This is a genomic window from Burkholderia sp. AU17457 (assembly GCF_002223255.1).
GTDB lineage: Bacteria > Pseudomonadota > Gammaproteobacteria > Burkholderiales > Burkholderiaceae > Burkholderia > Burkholderia sola.
The window spans coordinates 1008887-1034338 of record NZ_NKFB01000008.1; the positions used below are offsets into that span (position 1 = coordinate 1008887).

24 protein-coding genes are annotated in these 25452 nt (G+C 70.5%); 23 read left to right on the forward strand and 1 reads right to left on the reverse strand.

All coding sequences use genetic code 11. The features are described from left to right. Window positions 1-311: 311 nt before the first annotated feature. From CFB49_RS34480 to CFB49_RS34590, 23 genes are read left to right on the forward strand one after another with little or no spacing between them, the layout of a single operon-like run. Window positions 312-2075 carry a fatty acyl-AMP ligase gene (locus tag CFB49_RS34480; protein WP_256979940.1) on the forward strand — a complete coding sequence of 588 codons (1764 nt, stop codon included), beginning with the start codon at window positions 312-314 and terminating at the stop codon, window positions 2073-2075. Beyond that, the gene (locus tag CFB49_RS34485) at window positions 2072-2782 is read left to right on the forward strand and encodes an ABC transporter ATP-binding protein (RefSeq protein WP_089493617.1); all 711 of its coding nucleotides are present in this window, start codon (window positions 2072-2074) and stop codon (window positions 2780-2782) included. Before CFB49_RS34480 ends, CFB49_RS34485 begins: the two co-directional genes overlap by 4 nt. After that, window positions 2754-3971 (forward strand): ABC transporter permease, encoded by a 1218-nt coding sequence (locus CFB49_RS34490; protein WP_089493618.1) that lies wholly within the window; start codon window positions 2754-2756, stop codon window positions 3969-3971. The genes CFB49_RS34485 and CFB49_RS34490 overlap by 29 nt, the downstream gene beginning before the upstream one ends. Further along, the gene (locus CFB49_RS34495) at window positions 3968-4711 is read left to right on the forward strand and encodes an outer membrane lipoprotein-sorting protein (protein ID WP_089493619.1); all 744 of its coding nucleotides are present in this window, start codon (window positions 3968-3970) and stop codon (window positions 4709-4711) included. Before CFB49_RS34490 ends, CFB49_RS34495 begins: the two co-directional genes overlap by 4 nt. Then, the gene (locus CFB49_RS34500; RefSeq protein WP_089493620.1) at window positions 4701-6029 is read left to right on the forward strand and encodes a hypothetical protein; all 1329 of its coding nucleotides are present in this window, start codon (window positions 4701-4703) and stop codon (window positions 6027-6029) included. The genes CFB49_RS34495 and CFB49_RS34500 overlap by 11 nt, the downstream gene beginning before the upstream one ends. A 13-nt stretch (window positions 6030-6042) precedes the next feature. Continuing rightward, a complete protein-coding gene (locus CFB49_RS34505; RefSeq protein WP_089493621.1) occupies window positions 6043-7128 on the forward strand; it encodes a hypothetical protein in 1086 nt (361 codons plus the stop codon). Window positions 7129-7186: 58 nt separating this feature from the next. Beyond that, entirely contained in the window at window positions 7187-7441 is a 255-nt protein-coding gene (locus CFB49_RS34510) for an acyl carrier protein (protein WP_006481176.1), read from the forward strand. A 7-nt stretch (window positions 7442-7448) separates the two neighbouring features. Further along, window positions 7449-8324 (forward strand): hypothetical protein, encoded by an 876-nt coding sequence (locus CFB49_RS34515; RefSeq protein ID WP_089493622.1) that lies wholly within the window; start codon window positions 7449-7451, stop codon window positions 8322-8324. A 1-nt stretch (window position 8325) separates the two neighbouring features. Further along, window positions 8326-8934 carry a hypothetical protein gene (locus CFB49_RS34520; RefSeq protein ID WP_089493623.1) on the forward strand — a complete coding sequence of 203 codons (609 nt, stop codon included), beginning with the start codon at window positions 8326-8328 and terminating at the stop codon, window positions 8932-8934. A gap of 1 nt (window position 8935) precedes the next feature. Then, window positions 8936-9919, forward strand: a complete 984-nt coding sequence (locus CFB49_RS34525) for a ferritin-like domain-containing protein (protein WP_059579151.1) — start codon at window positions 8936-8938, stop codon at window positions 9917-9919. A gap of 1 nt (window position 9920) precedes the next feature. Beyond that, complete coding sequence (locus CFB49_RS34530; RefSeq protein WP_089493624.1) at window positions 9921-10910, forward strand: 3-oxoacyl-ACP synthase; 990 nt, start codon at window positions 9921-9923, stop codon at window positions 10908-10910. Continuing rightward, on the forward strand, window positions 10900-12075 hold the full coding sequence (locus tag CFB49_RS34535; RefSeq protein ID WP_089493625.1) for a PLP-dependent decarboxylase: 1176 nt from the start codon (window positions 10900-10902) through the stop codon (window positions 12073-12075). Before CFB49_RS34530 ends, CFB49_RS34535 begins: the two co-directional genes overlap by 11 nt. A gap of 16 nt (window positions 12076-12091) precedes the next feature. Next, entirely contained in the window at window positions 12092-13669 is a 1578-nt protein-coding gene (locus CFB49_RS34540) for an acyl-CoA ligase (AMP-forming), exosortase A system-associated (RefSeq protein ID WP_089493626.1), read from the forward strand. Beyond that, entirely contained in the window at window positions 13666-14760 is a 1095-nt protein-coding gene (locus tag CFB49_RS34545) for a hypothetical protein (protein ID WP_089493627.1), read from the forward strand. The genes CFB49_RS34540 and CFB49_RS34545 overlap by 4 nt, the downstream gene beginning before the upstream one ends. Continuing rightward, entirely contained in the window at window positions 14760-16610 is a 1851-nt protein-coding gene (locus tag CFB49_RS34550; RefSeq protein ID WP_179235001.1) for an acyl-CoA dehydrogenase, read from the forward strand. The genes CFB49_RS34545 and CFB49_RS34550 overlap by 1 nt, the downstream gene beginning before the upstream one ends. Before the next feature lies 1 nt (window position 16611). Next, window positions 16612-17865: a citrate/2-methylcitrate synthase gene (locus tag CFB49_RS34555; RefSeq protein WP_089493628.1), complete on the forward strand. Its 1254-nt coding sequence runs from the start codon at window positions 16612-16614 to the stop codon at window positions 17863-17865. Window positions 17866-17893: 28 nt separating this feature from the next. Further along, window positions 17894-18556: a class I SAM-dependent methyltransferase gene (locus CFB49_RS34560; protein ID WP_069619832.1), complete on the forward strand. Its 663-nt coding sequence runs from the start codon at window positions 17894-17896 to the stop codon at window positions 18554-18556. 3 nt (window positions 18557-18559) lie between these two features. Continuing rightward, window positions 18560-19633, forward strand: a complete 1074-nt coding sequence (locus tag CFB49_RS34565; RefSeq protein WP_069619831.1) for a TauD/TfdA family dioxygenase — start codon at window positions 18560-18562, stop codon at window positions 19631-19633. Between the two features lie 11 nt (window positions 19634-19644). Further along, on the forward strand, window positions 19645-20658 hold the full coding sequence (locus CFB49_RS34570; RefSeq protein WP_089493755.1) for an ATP-binding cassette domain-containing protein: 1014 nt from the start codon (window positions 19645-19647) through the stop codon (window positions 20656-20658). After that, on the forward strand, window positions 20651-21730 hold the full coding sequence (locus tag CFB49_RS34575) for an ABC transporter permease (RefSeq protein ID WP_089493629.1): 1080 nt from the start codon (window positions 20651-20653) through the stop codon (window positions 21728-21730). Before CFB49_RS34570 ends, CFB49_RS34575 begins: the two co-directional genes overlap by 8 nt. A gap of 36 nt (window positions 21731-21766) precedes the next feature. Continuing rightward, on the forward strand, window positions 21767-22309 hold the full coding sequence (locus CFB49_RS34580) for a permease (RefSeq protein ID WP_089438037.1): 543 nt from the start codon (window positions 21767-21769) through the stop codon (window positions 22307-22309). Window positions 22310-22311: 2 nt separating this feature from the next. Continuing rightward, on the forward strand, window positions 22312-23730 hold the full coding sequence (locus tag CFB49_RS34585) for an FAD-binding oxidoreductase (protein WP_089493630.1): 1419 nt from the start codon (window positions 22312-22314) through the stop codon (window positions 23728-23730). 32 nt (window positions 23731-23762) lie between these two features. Beyond that, entirely contained in the window at window positions 23763-24005 is a 243-nt protein-coding gene (locus tag CFB49_RS34590; RefSeq protein WP_089493631.1) for a hypothetical protein, read from the forward strand. 94 nt (window positions 24006-24099) lie between these two features. On the opposite strand, the gene CFB49_RS34595 is transcribed toward CFB49_RS34590, so the two are convergent. Further along, on the reverse strand, window positions 24100-25452 hold the full coding sequence (locus CFB49_RS34595) for a TRAP transporter large permease (RefSeq protein WP_006481162.1): 1353 nt from the start codon (window positions 25450-25452) through the stop codon (window positions 24100-24102).

The window sequence follows — 25452 nt, forward strand, 5'->3', positions numbered from 1 at the left end:
AATTCTTCTGTGAGTCGATGCTTCGGACAAGCGAATTTTCAGAACGCATTGCATGACGCCTGCGCATGAGCGCACCACATCGTGAACTAGACGACCGGTCGAATGAGACAGACCAGTCACCTGGCGCGTGCTCACGGTTCACGCTGATCACGAACTTGAACTGGCCCGAGTGGATGCGCTCCGCTCATGCATAGCCTGCATAGATTCCGTTTGTCGCGGCGGATCGATCCGGCAAGAATCCACCTCACTCGACGAACGGCGCCGCCGGCACCGTGGCGCGAGCGGCCGTGTTCCGCAACGGGAGAATCCTCGTGACGAAGTACGCATCGACCATTCATCGCCTGATCGAATCGCTCGAGGACGTGGCGGGCGCCACGCATCGCATGACGTTCGTCGACGACGCGGGCAACGAAGCCGCCATCACGTACCGATGCTTCGCGGAAGAGGTGTTTCGCCAGGCCGGCGCGCTGCGCGAGCTCGGTGTGCGCGAGAACGATCTGGTGATGCTTGCGCTACCCGCGTCGGTCGAACATGCGACCGCGATGATGGCCTGCGTGATGACGGGTGCGCTGCCCTGCACCGTGCCCGTTCCTGCACGGCGCGCAGCGGCCGGACGGCAGGTGGTCGACGTCGCGTGCGAGCTGTACCGGCCGCGCATCGTCGTCGCCGCCGATGCGGAGGCTGCGGCCTGGCGCGACGACGCGTTTCCGGCGGCCTCCACGCGCGTGGTCGATCTCGCGACGCTGTCGAGCGCCGCCGACGCCGGCGCGCGCGCGCTGATCAGCGCGAAGAGCGGCCACGATCCGCATCATGTCCAGCTTACGTCCGGTTCGACGTCGCATCCGAAGGCCGCGGTGCTCAGCCACGAGAACGTGATCGCCAACGTGCTCGGCATCGGCGGCTCGGTGCGCTTCGATATCGCGGCCGGCGACGGCACCGCGTCATGGCTGCCGCTCTATCACGACATGGGCCTGCTCACGCTGCTGTCGAACCTGCATTACCGCGCGCCGCTATTGATGATGCAGCCGAACAGCTTCATCCGGAATCCGCTCGGCTGGTTGAAGCGCATCGCATCGGCGCGCGCGACGACGACGTCGGTGCCGACCTTCGCGCTGCGCTACTGCGTGCGCCGCTTCAACGCCGCCGCGATGGACGGCGTCGATCTGTCCGCGTGCCGCAACATCTTCATCGGCGGCGAACGCGTGGACGACGCGACGCTGCGCGATTTCGCCGCGACGTTCGCGCCGTACGGCCTGGCGGCATCGGCGCTGCAACCGTGCTACGGGATGGCCGAATCGACACTCGCGGTATCGATGCATCGCGCGTGGCACGAAGGCGCGGTCGACGGCGCGCCGTACGTGATCGCCGACACGCTCGACCGGCGCGCGCTGATCGAGCGCCGCGACGCGCAGCCGGCCGCCGCGAACGACGGCCGCGATACGGAAACCGAAACGGTGCTCGCGATGGGCACGCCGATCGACGGGATGGCGTTCCGCATCCTCGACGACGGCGACCACGCGCTGGCGAACCGCGCGGTCGGCGAAGTCGCGATCCGCGGCACGTCGGTGATGCTCGGCTACCTGAACCCCGACGACGGCGCGATCGCCGCACCGCTGACGGCCGACGGCTGGTTCCGCACCGGCGACATCGGCTACGTCGCGGACGGCCAGCTGCATATCCTCGGCCGCAAGAAGGAAGTCATCATCATTCGCGGCAGCAACTATTTTCCGCACGAGATCGAGGAAGCGCTGGCGTCGCACAGCGCGCTGCGCAAGAGCACGTGCATCGCATTCGGGCTGCCCGATCCCGAAACCGGCACCGAGCGGCTGGTCGTCGCGATCGAGGCGCGGCCCGTCGACGCGACGCCGCAAACGCGCACCGAGTGCCAGCAGTTGCTCGCGTCGCGCATCGGCTTCGCCGCGCAGGATCTGTGTTTCGTCGAACCCGGCTCGCTGCCGCGCACGACGAGCGGCAAGCTGCAACGCCTGAAGTGTCGCGATCTCTATGCGAACGGCGCGTTGCCGGTGATTCCCGCGCCGGCCGCCGTCGAAGCCGGCCACGGAGCATTCGCATGACGGCCGCGTCGCTCCCCCCCGTGCTCGAGCTGCGCGACGTCACGCGCGTGTACGAAGGCGCCGGCCGCGTCGTCGCGGTGCGCGACGCGACGATCTCGATCGCGCGGCGCGACGTCGTCGCGCTCGTCGGTCCGTCGGGCAGCGGCAAAAGCACGCTGCTCAACCTCGCCGGCTTTCTCGACGTGCCGACGAGCGGCGAACGCTGGCTCGAAGGCCACCGCATCGACGACGCGCCGGACACGCTCGAACGGATTCGCCGCGAACGCATCGGTTTCGTGTTCCAGCAATTCAACCTGATACCCGTGATGTCCGCGCTCGAGAACGTCGAGCTCGGCTGCTTCGCGTGGGGCACGCCGCGCACGCGGCGCGAACGCGCCCGCGCGATGCTCGACGCGGTGGGGCTCGCCGCGCGCGAACGGCACCGCCCCGGCGAGCTGTCCGGCGGCGAACAGCAGCGCGTCGCGCTGGCCCGCGCGCTCGCCAAGGAGCCGGCGATCGTGATCGCGGACGAGCCGACCGCGAGCCTCGACAGCATCAATGCGCGGGCGGTCGCCGAGTTGATCCTCGACACCAACCGCACGCTGGGCACCGCCTTTCTGATTGCGTCGCACGACGATCGTCTGTGCGCGCACCTGCCGCGTCGCATCGAGATGCGCGACGGCGTACCGGGAGTGAATCGTGAACTGGTCGACGTTTGCGTGGCGTAACCTCTGGCGCAACCGGCGCCGCACCGTGCTGACGATGGCGATGATCGGCGTCGCCGCGTTCGCGTCGAGCCTCGCGCTCGGCTACGTGATCGCGACGTTCGACGCGGTGCGCGAAGGGTCGATCGACAGCGGCGTCGGCCACGTACAGGTGCTGCATCACGGCTATCTCGACCTGATCGGCGAACGGCCGCTGCAATACGGGCTGACCGCCGACGAACAGGCTGCCGCCATGCAGGCGATCGCAAAGCTGCCCGGCGTCGCAACCACCGCGCGCGGCATCGACTTCGACGGGCTCGTATCGAACGGCGATCTCAGCTACGGCTTCGTCGGCGAAGGGATCGAGCCGAATCGCGAGCCGCCCGGCTTCTTCGACTATCACACGGTACTGTCGGGCCGCTATCTGTCGCCGACGAACGCGGGGACCGAAGTCGTCGTCGGCGCCGAACTCGCGCGCAAGCTCGGCGTGCACGTCGGCTCGGTCGTGCAGTTGATGGCGTCGACCGCGCACGGCGGCATCAACGCGACCGACGCGCAGATCGTCGGCGTGATGAGCACCGGCAACAAGGACGTCGACGAACGGATCGTCGACGTGACGTTCACGGCCGCGCAGGCGCTGCTGCGCACCGACCGCGCGTCGCGCATCGCGGTGTTCCTCAAGGACACCGCCGGCACGACGGCCACCGCCGCGACGCTGCGCGCCGCGCTGCCGACGCTCGACGTGCGGACCTGGGATCAGCTCGTGTCGCTCTATCACCAGGTCGTCGCGCTGTACAGGAACCAGTTCTCGGTGTTCGGCGCGATTCTCTGCGTGACGATCCTGCTGTCGATGAGCAACTGGATTTTGATGAGCATCGTCGAGCGGCGCCGCGAGATCTCGACGCTGCGCGCGCTCGGCGTGCCGGCCGCGACGGTGCGCGGCGTGCTGGTCCAGGAAACCGCGCTGCTCGGCCTGCTCGGCGCGGCCGCCGGCATCGCGCTCGCGCTGCTGACGATGGTCGCGCTCAATCACGCGCAGATCCACCTGCCCGCACCGCCCGGCCGCGTGAAGCCGATCCTGCTCGAATTCACCGTGTCGCCCGTCGCCGTGGCCGCCGTCGAAGCCGCGTTCGTCGTGCTCGGCGTGGCCGCGGCGCTGCTCGCGACGCTCGGGCTCGCGAAACGCAACATCCTCGAAGGACTCGCCCCATGAACCGCATTCGCCTTACGTTCGCCGCGTTCGTCGCGTGCGCGTCGCTCGCCGCGCACGCGGCCGACGCGCCGACGGCCCAGACCATGCTCGCCCGTGCCGACGCATACCGCAGCACGGCCGCCGATACGCAGACGAACATCCGGATCACCAACGAGGTCGGCGGACAGTCCGGCGACGCGACGCGCTATCTCGTCTACACGCGCGGCAACGGCGACACGCTCGCGCTGACGCGCAGCGGCGAGAACGACGGCCAGAAGTACCTCGCGACGACACGCGGGCATTGGTTCTACGTGCCGAACACGCGCAGCGCGGTGCGCATCAACGGAATGCAGCGGCTTCAGGGCGAAGTCGTGATCAGCGACATCACGCGCACGCATTGGGCGGACAGCTATCGCGCGACGGTCGCGCCGGACACCACGCCGATCGCCGGCAAGCCGGCCACCGAGCTCGACCTGACCGCGACCGATCCCGACAACGTGTACCCGACGATCAAGCTGTGGGTCACGCCGGATACCGACGTGCCGGTGCGCGCGCAGTTCTTCCTGGCGAGCGGCCTGCTGTTTCGCAGCGCCGACTTCTCGGCGCCGGTCGACGCGAACGGCCGCAAGGTGATCCGCAAGATCACGTATCGCAACGAGGTCGAGAAGCAGCGGGCGAGCGTCGTCGACATCCTCGACGGCCAGCCGCGCAAGATTCCGTCGGGCTGGTTCAATCCCGACACGCTCGCCGATGGCCAGTGAGTACGACGCCGATGCCGACGCTCATCGTGACCGCCGCCGTTCATCGCCCGATCGCGCCCGCCGCGGCTGGCCCGGTGTCGCGCTCGCCATCCCGCTCGCGCTCGGCTGCACGCTCGCGCACGGAGAATCGCTGATGGATCAGCTCGGCACGCTCAACGGTATCGGCTACGCACGCTCCGTCGACAGCATGGACGGCCGCGCGCTGCTCGGCCGCCTGATCGGCGACTCGCCGCGCAATCAGCAGGAAGCCGGGCTGCTCGCACGCATCGACGGCGAGAACCTGTTCGTCAACGCGCGCGTCGTCGCCAGCAACCATTCGCTCGGCGCGCAGGCGAGCCGCTTCAACGAGGCCGGCGTGCGCTACGCGTTCGACAACGGCATCACGCTGACGGCCGGCAAGCGGATCGACACGCTCGACACGTCGCAGGCGTTCTTTCCGCTCGGCTTCTTCCAGAAACGCGCGGCGACGGCCGACATCTACGATCGCTACGGCGACGTCGAAGGCACGCCGCTCGTCGAAGCGAAATGGGCCGGCGAACAGACCACGCTGCAGTTCATCGCCGGCGAGAACCGCACGCTGCGCAACGACGTCGACAACCGCGACGTCGAAGGCGCGACGCAGCTCGTGCGCGGCGCGTACAACGGGTCGGGCGGCTCGGCCGCGCTGCTCGCGGGCCGTCACGCGGGCCGCGGTGGCGCGGGCGCGACGCTGTCGTTCGACGTCGCGCGCTCGAACACCGTCTATGCGAGCGCGTGGCTCGAACGCGGCACGACGCGGCCGCTGCCCGCCTTCATCGCGAACGGCACGCCGCTCGATTCGGCGGCCGCGTACGACGCCGTCGATCGCCGCAACGATCGCCAGTACATGTGGCGCAGCGCGCTCGGCATGCAAAGCGCGCTGCCCGGCAACCTGTCGTTGATCGTCGAGTGGTCGCACGACGAAGCGCGTTACGACGCGAGCCAGTGGCGCCGGATGGTCGGCGCGGCGCAGGCGAACAACGCGCTGCTGCCCGTCGCGCCCGGCGCCGCGCTGGCCGGCCTCGGCGGCACGGCCAACTTCGTGAGCGTCGACGGCAGCCTGCGCGACTACCTGTTCGCGCGGCTCGGCAAGAAGGTCGGCCGCGTCGAGTATTCGCTGCGCGGCGTCTATTCGCCGCAGGACAAGGGCCTGCTCGCGATCGCGCAGGTCGTCGCCGACGTGAACACACGCGTGAGCGTCGATGTCGCGCTTACCCACGCTTTCTCCGACAGCCAGTCCGAGTACCGGATGGTCGGCCTCGGCACCCGCATCGACGCCGCCGTGCGCGTGCGTTTCTGACAGGAACCCTGCCATGTCCACGCTTTCCGCTCCCGCCCCGATCGCACCGCCGCTGCTGCTGCGCGTGGCCGACCAGGCCGCGTATCCGGTGCTGCGCCACCTCGACGCGACCGGCACGCCGCCGCGCGCGGCGGCCCGGCTCGTCGAAGCCGCCGCCGTGCGGCTGCTCGACAGCGAGATGGTCATCGCGCTGCGCGCCGCCACGCCGGACGTGCTGCCCGACGCGTCCGCGTCGACGCCGCTGCGGCACGACGAAGCGCCGCTCACCGAAGCGCTGCTCGAGCAGATCGGCAGCGAAGGATTTCATCATCTGTTCAAGCCGTTCATGCGCGCGTTCATCCGCATCATGTTCGGTCTGTTCTTCTCCGACGACCAGAACCGCCGCGCATGCGATTGCATCGACGCCGGCCACAACTTCGCGTTCCTGATGAGCGACGGCGGCGGCCCGACGCTGGCCGCCTGGCGCACCGTCGTACGCAGCGACGACAACGGGCTCGCGCTCACGGTCGACAAGGTGTGGGGCATCGAGGCGCATCGCGACTGCATGGCCGTCGTCGCCGCGCGCTTGCCGGGTGTGATGTTTCCGGCTGCCTATCTCGTGTGGCCCGACGAGTACCGAAAACTGAAACGCACGACCTGCGGCGCGCCGTTTCTCGCGGGCAACCTGCAGCTCGCGAACGTCGGCGGCCAGGTGCGCGTCGCCGCCGAGGATCGGCTGCGAATCGGCGGCCCGACCGTCTTCAACAAATACCTGACCGTCGTGCGGCCGTACTTCGTCCGCGCGCTGATGGCGCACGTCGGCTGGCTCGAACGGGCCGGCCGCGTCGAGCTCGACGCCGATGCGCGCGCCGTGCACCGCTTCATCGCGGACGCCGCGCGCAGCCAGACCGACGACGCGCACTACAGCTTCGGCAAGGTGCAGCGCGTGCTCGCGATCAAGCTGCTGTCGAACGAGTTCCTGAGCGCGCTCGTGCGCGACGGCAAGGTGGCGCTATTCGACGACCAGCGCGACCTGCTGGCGTTTTCGAAGATGGAAGGCAGTTCGTACCGTTGTTATCACGAGCTTCGCAAGAGCCTGCGCTGCGAAGCCGGCAGTTGATCCACGCGACAGGCCGATCGATCCCGATCCATTCAACCCAACTCCAGGAGCTCCCCTCATGACGACCCAGAACGTTCCGGCCGACGCGCTCGACATCCTGTCCCGCGAAGTCGCGAAGATCCTCAACGTCGAAACCGTCGACACGGACGCCGGCATCGGCGAACTCGGCATCGATTCGCTGAACATCGTCGAGCTGATCGTGTTCTGCGAACAGCTTTACGGTTCGATCGATCCGGAAGCGTTGAACATCACGCAGTACACGACGCTGCAGCAGCTCGACGCGCAACTGCGCAGCCAGCAGCACGCGGCCTGATACGGCGATGCTCGCGCCCCTTGCCGCCGTGGCGGCCGCCGCCGTCGAGCCGGCCCCGGCGACCGCGCTGACCGTGCAGGCGCTCGCGTACCGGCGCGTCGCGCCGTCGCGCGACGGCGCGGCCGTGCCGCTGGACGACACGGCGCACGCGATCGGCACGCTCGCGTGCGCCGAGCGCGAGCGGCTGTGCGGCGCGGTCGGCGCGGACGACTACGTGGTCAGCTCGACGATCCTGTCGATGCTGCTGATGAACGATTCGCCGCAGCATCGCGTGTTCGCGCAGGCGCTCGCCGGCGCGAACGACTACACGCCCGACTGGATGACCTGCTCGTACGAATGCGCGGGCTGGGGCTACGTGCTGCGGCGTACGCTCGCGACCGCGGCAGAAACCGGGCCGCGCACGCTGCTGCTGCAGATCGTCGACATCGACGTGCACGGCTATACGTACTGGCACGGCAATCCCGCATGGGGGCGCTCGGGCTTCGGCGTCTGCACGCTGCTCGTCGACGTCGGCCGCGAGCCGGCGCAGTCGGTGATCGCCGACGCCGCGCCGCCGTCCAGCGCGGTCGTGCGGCTCGGACGCGACATCCGCGCGTTCTGCGCGGCGCGCCCGGGCCTGCACGCGGCGCTGCCGTTCTTTCCGGCCACGTCGCGGCGCGCGCTGCTCGCGTCGGTCGGCAAGACGCCGCTGCTGCCGGACGGCCACGGCATGTTCGGTCATGCGTTCGGCAGCGACCCGTGGCTGTCGGTGCTGCTCGCGCACCGCGACGGCGACACGCCGCGCCGCGCGGCCGTCTGCTCGCTCGCGCTGAACGGCTATTACGCGATCGCCGATGTCGCGTTCGCGCCGGACGCGACGTTCTCTCTCGACGGCGACGCGTGACATGGTGCGACCCGTTCACTTCACCTACCGGATCGAGCGCGATGCGCGCCGGCCGGTCGCGGTCGCGGCCAGCGCGTACCGGATGCCGCTCGACACGCCAGCCGACTACGCACGCGCCGCGCTCGCGGAAGCGGCCGGCGATGCGGACGACGCGGCCGGCGGCGAGCGCCGCGTGCTGCTCGACCACGTGCAGTATTTCGCATTCCTCGCGGAAATCACCGCGCGGATTCGCGATGCCGTGCACGCGGACGCCCGCCTGTTCATCGAAGTCTGCGCGCCGTATTTCGGCACGCTGCCGGCCGAACTGCTCGCGCCGCACGTGCTGCTCGGCGTGCACCTGTACGACGAAGCCTTGCGCGATGCCGCGCGCGGCGCGCCGGTCGTCTGGATCGGCGACCGCATCCTGCGCGACGCGGAATTCGCCGGCGACAACCGCGTGTGCTGCGCGATCTGGCCCGCGCGGCTCGCCGATGCGTTCGACGCGCAACTGCGCGGCGCGTGGCCGGCATTCGCGATCCGGCTCGAACCGCACCCGGGCGCGTCGCGCGCCGCCTCGTTCACCGATTCCGTCCATCATTCCGGCGCCGCCGCGCGGCCGGGGAGACCCTGAAATGAATGACACGCTTACCGTGATGCAGGACACGGCCGATATCCGCTGGTCGATGCCCGTCGACGCGCTGATGTCGAACGACTACGCGCTGCGCGAAGAGGCGCTGAACCGGCTGTACGAGAAGGCGAAAGCCGCGCAGTGGGACGTCGCGACCGACGTCGACTGGCGCCACGACCTCGACCCGGCGAACCCGCTCGGCATGCCCGACCCGACGCTGCTGATCTATGGCACCGAGCTGTGGGGCAAGCTCGCCGACGCCGACAAGCGCGAGGTGCGCCACCACGCGCAGGGCTGGCTGCTGTCGCAGATCCTGCACGGCGAGCAGGCCGCGCTGATCTGCGCATCGAAGCTCGCGTCGGCCGAAAGCGGCCTCAGCGCGCGGCTGTGCGCGGCCGCGCAGATGATGGACGAAGCGCGCCACGTCGAGGCATACGCGAAGCTCGTCAACGAGAAGCTCGACGTCAGCTACCCGATGAGCCGCTCGCTGAAGGGGCTGCTGCACGACACGATCACGAGCAGCGCGCTCGACATGACGAACCTCGGGATGCAGGTACTGGTCGAGGGCATCGCGCTGTCGATATTCCAGAGCGTCGTCGCGTACAGCACCGACCCGTTCATCAAGGACCTGTTCCTGCGGATCCAGCGCGACGAAGCGCGTCACTTCGCGGTCGGCCGCATCACGCTGTGCCGCGTGTACGCCGAGATGAGTTCGCACGAGCTGCGCGAGCGCGAGGAATTCATCTGCGAAGGCGCGGCCGTGCTGTACGAGCACCTGTGCGCGGACGACATCTGGGAACCGATGGGGCTGTCCAAGCGCGAATGCAGCGCGATGGTGCGCGAATCGCCGGTGTCGAGCTCGATCCGCCGCTCGATCTTCCGGCGCCTCGTGCCGACGATCCGCGAAATGGGCCTGCTCACGCCGACCGTGCAGGCGACCTTCGAAAAGCTCGATGTCCTCGACTACGCGGCGATGCCGCTCAACTGACATGACGAAGCCCTCCTCCCACGCATCCCGCGACGCCGGCTTCTGGATCGGCGTCGACGCGGTCGCCTACGAACTGCCGGGCCCGCCTGTCGACATCGAGGCCTGGGCCGCCGAGCGCGACTACCCGGCGCAGCGGGCGGCCGCGATCGCGCAGTCGGGCAGCCGCTATTTCCACATGGCGCTCGACACGAGCGAGACCGATCTCGCGATCGCGGCCGTCGGCCGGCTGCTCGACACCGCGCGCGTGCATCCGTCCGACGTCGGCGCGATCGTGCACGTGCACACGCAGCAGTTCAGCGTGCCGCCCGCGCCGCGCAGCCTGCCGCACGAAGTGGCCGCGCGCTTCGGCATCGAGCCGCTGTGGCTCGGCTCCGTCGCGCAACTGAACTGCGTGTCGGTCGCGGCCGGCATCGAGACCGTGCGCGCGCTGATGCGCCGCCATCCGCAACTCGACGCGGCGCTCGTCGTGTCGTCCGACCGCGTGTACGGCGAGGATTACCGGATGCGGCAGATGACGGGCGTGCAGTGCGACGGCGCGGCCGCGATGCTGATCGCGCGCAACAGCACGAAGAACCGGCTCGGCGGCATCGCGATCGAGACGCATGCGAAATGGCATCGCGGGTCCGACACCGTCGCCGCGAACGAGGCCGATCTCATCATGATGGAGTGGCCGTACACGCGCCGTGCGATCGACGCGGCGGTCGCGCTCGAGCCGCATGCGCTCGACGCATACGACCTGCTGCTGCCGCACAACGCCGACCTGCCCGGCTGGAACGCGCTGTGCCGCGCGATGCGCGTGCCGGCCGAGCGGCTCTACGCGGACAACATCCATGCGCGCGGCCACGCGTGCTGTTCGGATTTCCCGATCAACCTGGCCGACGTCGGGCTCGATGCGGTCGCGCACGGCCGGCGCGTGCTCGGCGTGATGCAGTCGAACTGCGGCGCGTATGCGGCCGCCACGCTCCATCCGGTGAGCCGCCATGACGCCTGAGCGCCCGCTTCCGCCCGCCGCCGATCACGCGTGGATCGCCGATCTGCGCACGCCGTGCTACGTGTACGAGCCCGAGGTCGCGATCGCCCGCTACCGGTCGCTGAAGGCGCGGCTCGGCACGCGGCTGATCGTGTCGCTGAAGGCGAACCCGAACCAGGACATGCTCGCGCGCTGCGCGCATGCGTACGAGGACGGCGTCGAACTCGCGAGCCGCGGCGAACTCGATGCGGTGATCGGCCGGATCAAGACGCCGCGCTACCTGAACAATCCGTCGATGGACGAGATGTTCATGCGTGCGGGGCTCGCGTCGCGCTGCCATTTCGTGCTCGACAACCCGGACGCGGTCGCGCGTTTCGTGCCGCTCGCGCGCGAGGCGGCGGCCGGCGGCGGCACGCCGGCCGCCGTGCTGCTGCGCGTGAACGCCGGCGCGCTGGCTGGTGAACAGGCGAGAGCGCTGTGGCACGACCACTTCGGGATGACGCCGAACGAGGCGCACGACGCGGTGCGCACGCTTGCGGGCGCCGGCTTGCCCGTCGCGGGGCTGCATGTGTTCTCCGGCCCGCATTCGTTCATCCGTCAGGACCCGGCGCAGCCGGACACGCTCGTGTTGCCCGAACTGCTCGCGGCGCTGGCCCGCGATCTCGCGCCGGCCAACGGTGCGCCGCTCGCGTCGCTGAGCCTCGGCGGCGGTTTCGCCGACGATCATCCGGGCGATGCCGCGTTCGAACGCTATGCCGCCGCGCTCGCGCCGCTCGCCGGCCAGTATTCGCTCGCCCACGAGTCCGGCCGTGCGATCTTCGCCGATGCGGGCGTGTTCGCGACGCGCGTCGTCGCGGTCAAGACGTGGCAGGACCGCACGATCGCGGTTTGCGACGGCGGACTGTCGCAGGCGTTCCTGCTCGCGCAGACCGAAACGATGATGCGCCGCCTGGCCGCGCCGTCGCTCGTGCGCCGCACGCCCGCGCCACCGCCCCGTGGCGTGCCGACGCTCTACGTCGGCAGCACCTGCAGCCGTGCGGACGTGATCGGCCGCGACGACACGGGCGCGCCGCCGCAGGTCGGCGACATCGCGGTGTTCGCGCGCTGCGGCGCGTATCACCGCACGTACTCGATGGCGCATTTCCTGTCCCACGAAGCCGCGCACGTGTACGTGCGGCCGGCCTGAACCCGAGGAGCCGATCATGAACGCATTGATCAGCATCGCCGACCTGCTCGAACACGGCGCCGTGCGCTGGCCGCATCATCCGGCGTATGCGGACGGCGGCGGCACACTGACTTACGACCAGCTCGCGCGCGCGGTCCGGCGCGGTGCCGCCGCGCTCGCATCGCGCGGCGTGCAGCGCGGCGAACGCATCGCGATCTACGCGCCGAAGCGCATCGAAACCGTGGTCGCGATGCTCGCGGCCAACGCACTCGGCGCGATCTTCGTGCCGGTCAATCCGCAGTTGAAGGAAGCGCAGATCGAACACATCGTCGCCGACAGCGGCGCCGCGCTGTTCGTGACCGGCGCGCAGCGGCTCAAGCGCCTGCCGGCGCTCGCCGCGCTCGTCGGCGAACGCACGCTGCTGACCGAGCAATTGGCCGATGCGATCGAAGCAGCCGGCACCGACGCGCCGGCACTGCCCGCCGCCGGCCGCCCGGTCGACGACGATCCGGCCGCGCTGCTCTACACGTCGGGCTCGACCGGCAAGCCGAAGGGCGTCGTCGTGTCGCATCGCAACCTGGTGTCGGGCGCGTTCAGCGTCGCCGCGTACCAGCAGCTCGCCGAAGACGACGTCGTGCTCGGCGTGCTGCCGCTCAGCTTCGACGCGGGCCTGAGCCAGCTGACGACCGCGCTCGCGTCCGGCGCCTGCTACACGCCGCTCGACTTCCTGCAGCCGACCGAGGTGCCGCGCCATTGCGATGCGTTCGGCGTCACGTCGATCACCGGCGTGCCGCCGCTGTGGATGCAGCTTGCGTCGGCTGGCTGGAGCGACAGCGCGCGCACGCGGATCCGCCGCTTCGCGAATACCGGCGGCCATCTCGCGACGCCGCTGCTGCACCGCCTGCAGGCGCTGTTCACGCAGGCTTCGCCGTACCTGATGTACGGGCTGACCGAAGCATTCCGCTCGACCTATCTGCCGCCGGCCGACGCGGCGCTGCGCCCGACGTCGATCGGCAAGGCCGTGCCGAACGCGGAGATCCTCGTGCTGCGCGCGGACGGCAGCGAATGCGCGGCCGACGAGCCCGGGGAACTCGTGCATCGCGGCGCGTTCGTCACGCTCGGCTACTGGAACCGGCCGGAGCTGACCGCGCAGCGCTTTCGCCCGCTGCCGCGCCGACACGGCGAAATCCCGCGCCCGGACGTCGCCGTGTGGTCCGGCGACATCGTGCGGCGCGACGCGGACGGCTATCTGTACTTCGTCGCGCGCGGCGACGACATGATCAAGACGTCCGGCTATCGCGTGAGCCCGACCGAGATCGAGGACGTGCTGTTCGCGCTGCCGCACATCCGCGAGGCGGCCGTGTTCAGCGTCCCGCACCCGGCGCTCGGCGAGGCGATCGCCGCGTGCGTCGTGTCGACGCTCGACGCCGACGCGTGCCGCGCCGACATCGCCCGCGCGTGCCGCGACGCGTTGCCCACCTACATGAACCCGCTCGTCGTCGAGCCGCTGCCGGCGTTGCCGCGCAACCCGAACGGCAAGATCGACCGACCGGCATTGAAAGCGCAGTATCGCGACGCGTTCGCGCGCCCGAACCTCGAGGAGACCGCCGCATGACCCTGTCGACGCTCGATGAAACCCGTGTCGGCGCGCCGCACGTCGCCGCGCCCGGCACGCTCGCGCTGTCCGGCGGCGTCGTGGTGCTGCCGCCCGCCGTCGTGTTCAGTGCGATCCAGGCGCAGGAGCGCCATCCCGGCTACCGGCACCTGCTGCTGCCGCAGGCGCGCTTTGCGCGGCCGCGCGGCATGGGCGCGCTGACGCCCGACGAAGGCACGCGTCTCGCGCCGGGCGGCCGGCCCGCGCTGCGCATCGCGCCGCCCGGGCGCAGCCTCGCCGACCTCGCCGCCGATGCGGCGCTCGACCTGCGCGACCAGCTCGGCTCCGGCGCGCTGGCCCGCACGACGCACGTGATCGTCGCCAGTTGCGCGCTCAACGAAGGCATCGGCGACTCGGTCGTCGGCCGCATGCAGTACGAACTCGGGCTGCAGCGCGTGACGCCGTTCGCGCTCGGCCAGAACGGCACGCTCGGCTGGTATTCGGCACTGATGCTGCTCGACGGGCTGCTGTGCGACGAAGGCGACCAGGCGCTCGTGATCCTCAGCGACAAATGGCTCTACCCGTTCTTCCGCCAGTTCGGCGACCTGGTCGGCTACGGCGACGCGGCCGCCGCGCTGCTCGTGTCGCGTGCGGGCCCGGCGCCCGAGCCGGCCGCGTGGGGCGGCGTGCGGTCCGTCGCGCTCGAATTCGGGCCGTCGATCGCCGATCCGTGGGCCGATGCGCCGGCCGCGCTGCGCGACACGCTCGCGCCGGTCGCCGCGCGCGCGATCCGCCGCGCGCTCGACCAGGCCGACCTGCATGCGAACCAGATCGACTGGTGCGTGCCGCCCGGCTTCGATCCCGGCTTCGCGGCGCGCGTGGCCGACGCCGCGTCGATTCCGGTCCCCGCGCGCATCCAGCACGACGGGTCGGGCCATCTGTCGTCGGCCGAATCGGCCGCCGCGCTGATCCGGCTCGCGGGCGCGCTCGACGAAGGCGAACGCCGCACGGTGCTCGTCTGGGACGCGGCACTGCACGGCGCGGCGGCAGCAGCCGTCGTCGACCTGGCCGGCGGGCTCGACGCCGCACTCGATATCGAAGGAGACGCATGATGAGCGCCTACAAGGTCAGCCTGCGCGAGCTGCGCTTCTTTCTGTGGGAACTGTTCGAGGCCGACAAGCGGTTCCTGGCGGAACACGGCCTGTACGGCACGCACGATCGCGCATCGATCGATGCGCTGCTCGAACGCGCACGCGATTTCGCGCTCGACCTAGGCCGCAGCTACCAGCAGGCGGACGTCGAGGGTTGCACGCTGCTCGACGACGGACAGGTACGGATTCCTTCGCATTTCCACGCGCTGTGGGCGCGCTTTCGCGACGAGTGGTCGAACACGCTGTTCGGCACCGCGCACGGGCTGCCGCCGATCGTCACGCAGATGATCTACGAGATGTTCATGGGCGCGAATCCGTCGTTCATGACGTACGGCGGCTTCACGCGCCCCGCGGTCAAGCTGCTGCAGATGCACGGCACGCCGCACCAGAAAGCGCTGATCGCACCGCTCGAAGCGTACCGCTGGGACGCGTGCTTCTGCGCGACCGAACCGCAGGCCGGCACCGACCTGACCGCGGTCGCGCTGCGCGCGACGCCGCTCGAACGCGATATCTACGCGATCGACGGCGAGAAGGTCTATATCTCGGCCGGCATGCACGAGCTGACGGAGAACACGCTGTATTTCGTGCTCGGGCGCATCGACACCGCGTCGCCGGATTCGTTCTCGCTGTCGTGCCTCGTCGTGCCGCGCTTCTGGCCCGACGAAACCACCGGCGAGCTGCAGCCGAACCACGTCGACTGCATCGGCCTGCCGCGCAAGATGGGGCTCAAGGGCTGCGCGAACACGCATCTCGTGTTCGGCTCGAACGGCACGACGAAAGGATGGCTGCTCGGCGGCCGCCGCAACGTCGGGCTGCTGCAGCTGATGCCGCTGATGAACCAGGCGCGGATGAGCACCGGGATGTTCGGCGTCGGCGTCGCGTCGAGCGCATACCTGCACGCGGTCGAGTATGCGGGCCGCCGGCTGCAGGGCCGGCCGATCGAGCGCGCGTCGAACACGAACGCGGCGCGTGTCGCGATCGTCGAGCACGCGGACGTGCAGCGCATGCTGGTCGACATGAAAAGCCGCGTCGACGGCTGCCGCGGCCTGCTCGGCAAGCTCGCGGCGACCGCGACGCGCGCGGCGATGCTCGAGGCGACGCCCGACGCCGACCCGGCCGAGATCGAGCGCCATCGCAAGCTGCAACTGCTGCTGACGCCGATCTGCAAGGCGTTCATCTCCGACCAGGCGTGGCGCATCTGCGAAACGGCGATCCAGGTGCACGGCGGCCTCGGCTATACCGATGCGAGCCCGGTCGAGCAGAACGCGCGCGACGTGAAGATCCTGTCGATCTGGGAAGGCACGAACTACATCCAGGCGCAGGATCTCGTGCGCGACAAGCTCGGCTTCGGCCGCCATTCGCGGCTGATCCAGTACTACCGCGACGAACTCGACGCGTTCCTCGCGCAGCAGCATCAACCCGGCACGCATGCGGAACTGCGGCCGCTGTTCGATACGCTGCGCGCGGGCGCCGACCGCATCGCCGCCGCGCTCGACGACATCGCGCGCGACGTGCAGGACGGCCACACGCATCGCAGCAGCCAGTTCTACACGCGCTTTCTGGAGATGTTCGGCGTGGTCACGTCGGCATGGGTGCTGCTCGAATCCGCGACGATCGCCGCGCGCCGGCTCGACGCACCGGAAACGGCCGACGCGCCGGCCGAACGTGCGTTCTATCGCGGCAAGCTGAAAAGCGCGCGCTATTACTTCGCGAACGTGCTGCCCGTCGTCGACCAGCACGCGGCCGTGATCGCCGCGATGGCGCACGCGGCGATCAGCGTCAGCAGCGACGAACTCGCCGCGGTGGAATGACATGGACACGACGCTCGATTCCCGCACGTCTGCCACCACGGCCGCGACCGTCGATGCGCCGCGCAACCTGCTCGGCCGGCCGGCGACGCGTCATCGCGGCACCGACATCGACGGCGCGACGCTCGACCCCGAAGCGCTGCGCGTGCGCGATCTCGACCTGAACGCGCTGATCGGCGCGACGACGTTCGAAGGTGCGCTCGCGCATCTGTGGTTCGACGTCGCGCCCGGCAGCGCCGACCATCGCGCGCACGAGGCGACGATCGGCGCGCGGCTCGCGGCGTTCGCCGACGCGCTGGCGCCCGGCTCGGTCGCGCAGTCGGTCGCGGCCGACCTCGGCGCGGCCGGCGTCGCGCCGGTGTTCGCGGCCGCGTCCGGCCTGCTGCGCGGCCTCGACGACGTGACCGCACGCGTGCACGGCCCGGCGCCGGACGATGCCGATCTCGACACGATGCTGCTGTGCGCGGCCGCCGCGCCGTTCCTGCTGCATGCGGCGATCGAGGGCCGGCCGTTCGCGGCGGGCGCGGGCACGGGCGCCGGCAGCGCGGCATTCGATGCCGCCGCGACGCACGCGCAACGCACGCTCGTGCTGACCGGCGCGACGCGCCACGACACACCGGCGCAAGCGGCGATGGACATGCTGCTCGTCGCGTGGCACGCCGGCTTCGGCTACATCACGCCGACCGTGCTCGCGCCGCGTGTCGCGATCGGCACCGGCGTCACGCTGACGCAGGCCGTCGCCTCCGGCTTCCTCGCGAGCGGGCCGTCGCACGTCGGCGCGGCGCTCGAAGCGATGCAGTGGCTCGCCGCGCTCGCGCAGTCGGCGCCGGGCGGCGCGGGCGCGTCGGCCGCTGCGCTCGACGCGGCCGGGCGCGCGGCGATCGATGCGGCGCTCGATGCGAAACGCACGCTGTACGGCTTCGGCCACCCGCTGTTCGTCGCCGATCCGCGTCCGCCGCACCTACGTGCCCGGTTTTCGGAAGAAGGCTTCGATGGCGCGTACATGACGCTGTTCGACGCGTGCTGCGCGCAGGCCGACGCGCGCCGCGCGCTGCGGCCGAACATCGATTTCCTGACCGCCGCGACGCTGCTCGAACTCGGCGTCGCCGCGCCGTCGTGGGGCGTCGGCGTCGGGCTCGGCGCACGCATCGCGGCGATGGCCGCGCATGCAGTGGAACGGCGCCGCCGCCCGGCGTTCGGCGTCAACAGCGCGACCGCGCGACGGCTGCTGGCCGCCGTGCCGGTCGGCTGGCTGTGAACCTTCACCCTTTCGCACAAGGAACGTCATGCTGCTCAAGAACCTGCGCCCGGCGAACGACTACGATCGCTTCGCCACCGAAACGCTCGAACCGTGGGACCTGCTGTTCATCAGTCGCATCCGCCAGCTCGCGCGCGGGATGACGGCCGGCACGATCGCCGACATCGGCACGGCCACCGGCGTCGTGCCGGTGCGGCTCGCGACCGATCCGGCGATGCGCGGCTGGCGCTACGTCGGCATCGACCTCGATCCGGCGATGCTCGACGAAGGCCGCCCGCGCATCCGCGAGCTCGGGCTCGACGACACGATCGAGATGCGCGTCGGCGACGCGCTCGCGCTGCCGTTCGACGACGGCACGCTGACGATGGCGGTCGGCCGCGCGACGCTGCATCACCTGCCCGACAAGGCGCTCAGCCTGACCGAGATGTATCGCGTGCTGGAGCCGGGCGGCATCGCGCTCGTGCACGACATGCGCCGCGACGCGCCGCAGCACCTGCTCGACCGCTTCACCGAGATGCGCGCGGCCGCCGACTATCCGCCGACCCACGTCGAGGAAAAGATCACGCTCGACGAAGCGCATGCGCTGGTGGCCGAAGCCGGCCTGACTGCCGTTGCGTCGATCTACAGCCCGAGCATGGGGCTCGGCGCGCTCGGCTTCGAAATCCTGCTGAAGAAACCGGCGCTGGCCTGAGCGATGACCGATCTCGCCTTCCTCGCCGCGCATGCCGCCGTGCGGCTCGGCGCCGACGACGTGCAGTGCGCGCCGGTCGCGCCCGGCGCGACGCTGCCGCTGTGCGTGACGCCGCGCAGCGCCGAACTCGCGACGTCGCCGGAGATGTTCGTCGCGTGGTACCGCTCGCGGCTCGACACGATCGACACGCTGCTCGACGCATGCGGCGCGCTGCTGTGGCGCGGCTTCGCGGTGCCCGACACCGCCGCGTTCGGCCGCCTCGGCGCGCTGTATCCGGCGCACGCAAACGGCTATACGGCCGGCGCCGCCCCGCGCCGGCAGATCGACGGCCAGGTGTACGAATCGACCCGCATGCCGCCGCCGTTCAGGATCGGGCTGCATCAGGAGATGGCCTACATGCCCGCGTTCCCGCGCCTCGTCGCGTTCTACTGCCGGCAACCGGCCGACGCGGGCGGCGAAACGCCGATCTGCGACATGCGGCGCGTGACCGCGCGCGTGCCGGCCGCGCTGCGCGCGCGGTTCGCCGAGCGCGGCGTGATGTACCTGCGCAATTTCGCGGCGCCGGGCGACCGCGCGGACGGCCTCGCCGCGAACCCGAACCTGCCGTTCGCCGCCTACCACCGGCCGTGGGACGACGCGTTCGGCACGACCGAGCGCGCCGAGGTCGAGCGGCTGTGCGCGGAACGCGGCGTCGGCTGCCGTTGGCTCGACGACGGCAGCGTGACCGTGTCGCATGTCGGCAGCGCGCTGCGCACGCATCCGCGCACCGGCGAAACGGTGTGGTTCAACCAGGCGAGCGCGCAGCACCCGAACCCGCGTTCGATGGGCGAGCTCAGCTACCGCTACCTGCAGCGCATGTACGGCACGCGCGCCGCGTTCCCGTACGAGATCCGCTACGGCGACGGCGCGCCAATGCCGTTCGACGATCTGGTGGCGATCTACGACGCGCTCGACGACGAGGAATGCGCGTTCCCGTGGCAGGCCGGCGACGTGCTCGTCGTCGACAACATGCTGGTCGCGCACGGCCGCAACCCGTACCGGGGTGCGCGCGACACGCAGGTCATGCTGTTCGACTGAGGATGCCGACGATGAGCGTTTCGTTTCTTGCGTCCGTGCGCGCGATGTTCGGCCCGCCCGCCGCGTTCGACCGGCCGCAGCGCGCGGGCACGCCGCCGCTGCCCGACGCGCATGCGCCGGGCGCGGCGCTCGGCGCGCGTGCGATCGACGTCGCGGCCGGCGATTTCCGCTTCTCCGCGCGCCACGTGCGGTTCCGGCTCGGCGCGATCACCGCGATCGTCGGGCCGAACGGCTCGGGCAAGACCACGCTGCTCGAGACGTTGCTCGGCTTCCGGCGCGGCGGCAGCGACGTGCGCGTGCTCGACGTGCCGGCCGAGCGCTTCATGCGCGATTCGCGGTCGCTGCGGCGGCTCGGCGCGCAGTTGCAGAAGGTTGAGTATCCCGATCATCTGCGCGTATCCGAGATCGTCGCGCTGCACCGCGCGATGTACGCGCACACCGACGCGGCGATCACCGACGCGCTCGGCATCGCCGAACTGCTCGACAAGCCGTGCCGCGCGCTGTCGAAGGGGCAGCGCCAGCGCGTCGACCTGTACGTCGCGCTCGCGCACCGGCCCGAGCTCGCCGTGCTCGACGAGCCGTTCACGGGCCTCGACCGCCGCTATGCCGGCGTCGTGATCGACCTGCTGCGTCATCGCGCCCGCGGCACGAGCGTCGCGATGATCTGCCATTCCGAGGAAGAACTGAGCGTGGTCGACGATCTCGTGTGGGTGCGCGACGGCGGCGTGCGTTACCAGGGCGACCGGGACACGCTGCGCGCCAAACTCGTCGGCGATGCGCGCGCGGTCCTGCACTGCCGCGACGAAGCCGATGCGCGCGCGCTGCGCAAGCGGCTCGCGGCGCTGCCCGGCGTGACCGGCGTACGCGTGTCGGCCGCGCATGTGGTCGAGGCGTTCGGCGATGCGACGCTGCATCCGAACGTGCACCGGATCGTCGGCGAACGCGGCATCCAGCATCTCGCGCTCGCGCCGAGCACGCCGGGCGACCTGCTGCGCCTGTGCACCGAGGGCCCGACCCATGACTAAGGTATTCCTGATCCTCGTGCGCAACGAGCTGCTCGGCTATCTGCGCAGCCGCTCGTCGCTGTTCTGGACGCTCGTGTTTCCCGTGTTCCTGCTGAGCGTGATGCTGTTCGCGTTCGGCGGCTCGGGCTCGCTCGGCACGGCCGACATCGCGTTCGACGTGCCCGGCGGCGCGACGCCGTACAACCAGGCGTGCAAGGCGCAGATCGTCGCCAGCCTGTCGCACAGCGACACGGTGAAGGCGACCTTCGGCGGGCGCGGCGCGCCGGCCGATCGCGTGACGGTCGTGCTCGGCGCGGACGAACGCACGCCGGCGACGATCCGTTACGACTTCAACGGCTCGCTCGCGGTGAAGGCCGCGTCGCGCGTCGTCGAGATCGCGCTCGCGCGCTGCGCCGCGCAGCGACTCGGGCTGCCGGCCGCGCAGGCGCGCTTCGAGAACGCCGCGCCCGCGCGCCGCCCGTTCGACTATGGCGCGTTCTTCGCGACCGGCATCCTGGTGATGGCGTTCATGGCGATCGGTCTCAATTCGACGACCACCGCGATCGCCGCGCTGCGCGAGCGCAATACGTTCAAGCTGTACGTGTGCTTCCCGGTGTCGCGCGGCGTATTCCTCGCCGCGCTGATCGTCGCGCGGATGGCGATGATGGCGCTGTCGGCGCTCGTGCTGCTGACGGTCGCGCGCGTCGCGTTCGGCATCGCACTGCCGATCGCGACGCCGGACGGGCTGCGCGCGTTGCCGATCGTGCTGCTCGGCGCGGCGATGGTGCTGAGCATCGGCGTGCTGCTGGCGAGCCGCACCCGCTCGCTCGCGGCAGCCGAACTCGCGTGCAACGTCACGTATTACCCGCTGCTGTTCTTCAGCGACCTGACGATCCCGATGCACGACGCGCCCGCGTGGCTGAAGGCCGGGCTCGCGTTCCTGCCGACCAACCAGTTCGCCGTCGCGCTGCGCGGCGCGCTGGTCGACGGTGCGCCGTACGCGCAGCTCGCGCCGCAACTGCTCGGCATGACCGCCTGCACCGCGCTGTTCCTGTTCGCCGCCGCGCGGCTGTTCCGCTGGCACGACGCATGACGCGTCGCCACGCTGTTTCGACGAAGGAGAGACACGATGAAATCGAACCATCCCATAACCGACTACCTGCTGCATGCGAGCAACTTCCTGCCGGCGATCGTGTTCCTGTTCTACGGCCGGCTCGGCCCCGAGCAGCCGGACCTGCGCTGGACCCACGCGTTCCTGATCGGCGGCGTGCTCGCGCTCGTGCACGGCGCGTGGCTGCTGCGCCGCGCGCAGCGCAACAGCATCGCGATCGGCGTCGACCTGTTCCTCGTGATCGGCGCGGTGCTCGCGCTCGTGTCGCCGACAGGTAGCCGTTTGTGGGGCGAGGAACTCGGGCCGGCCGCGATGCTCGTCTGCGTGCTGGTGGTCGGCATCGTGCATACCGCGTGGTCGGACGGCGGCTTCGTCGACGGCACGTTCGTCGACCATGCGCGGGTGCGTTCGCTGTCGCTCGTGCTGCTCGCCGTCACCGTCGTCGCGCTCGCGGTGTCGATCGCGATGCGCCACAGCCCGCTGTGGGGCGGCGTCGTGCCGCTGATCGCGCTGGTCGTCGTGCGCGGCCGGCTGCGCAAGCAGCTCGCGCGGGCACGCTGACGATGAACGCGTTGCCCGCACACGCGGCACACCCCGCGCAACGGCACGCGCTCGCCGCGGCGCTCGGCGACGGCTGGCTCGAAGGCGCGGCATGCGAGCCGTATGCGACCGACGTCATGCAGTACGGCGGCGTGCCGCTCGGCGTCGCGCGGCCGGCATCGACCGCCGACGTGCGCGCGCTGGCCCGCGTCGCCGTCGCGCACCGGATCGGGCTCGTCGCCCAGGGCGCGCGCAGCGGCCTCGTCGGCGCGGCCGTGCCCGATCGCAGCGGCACCCAATGCGTGGTGTCGTTCGAGCGGATGCGCGCCGTTCGCGCGTTCGATCCGGCCAATCGCAGCATCACGGTCGACGCCGGCGTGCGGCTGTCCGACCTCAACCGCGTGGCGGGCGAAGCCGGCCTCTGCGTGCCCATCGATCTCGGCAGCGATCCGGCGGCCGGCGGCCTCGTCGGTGCGAACGCGGGCGGCAGCCGCCTGATCAAGTACGGCGACGTGCGCCGTCACGTACTCGGCGTCGAAGTCGTGCTGGCGGACGAAGCCGGCACCGTGATCGACGCGCTCGCGCCGCTGCGCAAGCGCAACGCGGGCTTCGACGTCGCGCAATGCTTCATCGGCGCGAATGGCGCGAACGGGCTCGTGACGGCCGTGTCGTTCGCGCTCGCGCCGCTCGAACGGTCGGCGTGCGCGGCGTTCGTCGCGTTCGCGTCGTACGATGCGGCGCTCGCCGGCCTGCTCGCGTTCGAACGCGCATTCGGCGAGATGCTGTCGGCGTTCGAGTTCATGTCGGCGGCGGCGGTCGGTTGCGTCGCGGCGGCGTTTCCGGCATTGCGCGCGCCGTTCGAGCCCGGTGAAGCCGCCTGCCACGCGCTCGTCGAGATCGCGACCGGCATGCCGGGGCTCGATGCGCTGCTCGAGGAACGCGCGGTCGCAACGCTCGACGCGCTGGCCGGCGATGGCCTGGTGCTCGACGCGGCGTGCGCGCCGGCGGAACGGTTCTGGCGGATTCGCGACGCGCTGCCGGCCGCGGTCGCGCAGGACGGCCTGCCGCTGTCGTTCGACGTGTCGTTCCCGCGCGGCGCGCTGGCCGGATTCGTCGCCGACGCCGAGCGGTGGCTCGCCGCCGCGCATCCGGCGCTGCGCTGTCATGCGTTCGGCCATTTCGGCGACGGCGGCTGCCATCTCGTCGTGTCGATTCCGCCTACCGCGGCGCAACGCTACGGGCCGCTGCAGCAAATGGCGCTGCGCGGCGCGCTGTACGACCGCGTCGTGCAGGCAGGCGGCTGCTTCAGCGCGGAGCACGGCGTCGGGCCGGTCAATATCGCGTACTACCGCAAGCACGTGCCGGCCGCGCAACGGCAGCTCGCCGGCGCCGTCCAGCACGCGATCGATCCGCTGGGTCTGGTCGGACGCGTTCGCTACTGATTCGCCGATTCGCGGCGCCACGGAGATTTCGCATGATGTTTCGACACCCGCCCGAGCGCGGCATCGCGTCCGAACCGGACGCCGACCCTTCGTCCCCCGGCATCCCGGCCAGGCTGCCCGACTCGGGCGTGGTGGTCAACGTGCGGGGCGTCGCCTGCGTGATCCCGTTGCCGCCGCGCGACCATGCGCGCCCGGCGCTGTGGCGTGCGCTGGCGGACTGGCGCGACGAACGGTCGGCCGATCGCCACGTCGAGCCGGATGGACGGCAGGATTGAGCAGCCGGCTCGCGGCGGGCCGGCAAGCGCCCACATGCGGCCGCGGCGCCGGACGACCAAGGGTGTCCGGCGCCGCGACAGGCAAAGCGTGCAATCAGAATACCGCGTGCCCGCTGATCAGGCTCGGCAGCCACGTCGAGAAGAACGGCATGTACGTGACGATATTGATCGCGCTGAAGATCGCGAGGTAGTACGGCCACGCCATCTTCGTCGTCTCGCCGATCGACACGTTGCCGATCGCGCAACCGACGAACTGCACCGACCCGATCGGCGGATGCACGAGGCCGAGCGAGCAGTTCAGCAGCAGCATGATCCCGAACTGCACCGGCCCGACGCCGCACGCCATCGCGATCGGCAGGAACAGCGGCGTCGTGATCAGGATGTGCGCGGCCATGTCGACGAACGTGCCGAGGAACACCTGGATGATGTTGATGTACAGCAGCATCAGCCACGGCGCCGCGGTCGACTGCTTCAACAGCCCTTCGATCGCATCCGGGATCTCCAGGTACGACATCTGGAAGCGCAGCATGTTGGACACGGCGATCAGCAGCAGCACGACACCCGTCGTGCGCGCCGCATGCGACAGCGCGCGGCGCAGCTTCTCGGCCGTCAGCGTGCGGTAGACCACCGCGGTCAGCACGAGCGAGTACACGACGGCGATCGCGGCCGCTTCGGTCGCGGTGGCGATGCCCTTCGCGACGCACACGAGGATGATCGCGATCACCATCAGCCCGGGCACCGCACCGACGAAGCTGCGCAGCACCGCATACCAGCCGGGAAACCGCGGCAGCGCGGACGAGCCGTCCTCACGGCGCGGGTAGCCGTGACGCACGGCCTGCCAGTACGCGGCGGCGAGCACGAAGCCCATCACCCACAACACCGGCAGGAGTCCCGAGAACAGCAGGTCGCCGATCGACACGCCGCTCACCGGCTGGCCGTGCAGCATCCCGGTAATGCCCTGCGCGGCGAACGCGTAGATGATCATGTTGGTCGACGTCGGCATCAGCGCGCCGGCGAGCGATGCGTGCGTGGTCACGTTGACCGCGTACGCGGCGCTGTAGCCTTCGCGCTTCATCAGCGGAATCACCACGCCGCCCATCGCAGACGTATCGGCGGTCGGCGAGCCCGACACGCCGCCGAACAGCGTGCACGCGACGACGTTCGCCATCCCGAGGCCGCCGCGGAAGTGGCCGACGGTCGCCTGCGCGAAGCGCAGGATCCGGTCCGCGATGCCGCCATGCAGCATCAGCTCGCCGGAGAAGATGAAGAACGGCACCGCGAGGAACGAGAACGCGTTCATCCCCGAGATCATCGCCTGCATCGCGGTCGCGATCGGCAGGCCTTCGACCATGTAGGTCAGTACGCATGCAATGCCGAGCGCGAACGACACGGGCACGCCCAGCACGAGGAATATCAGAAAACTGACGGACAGGATCGCGAGTTCCAT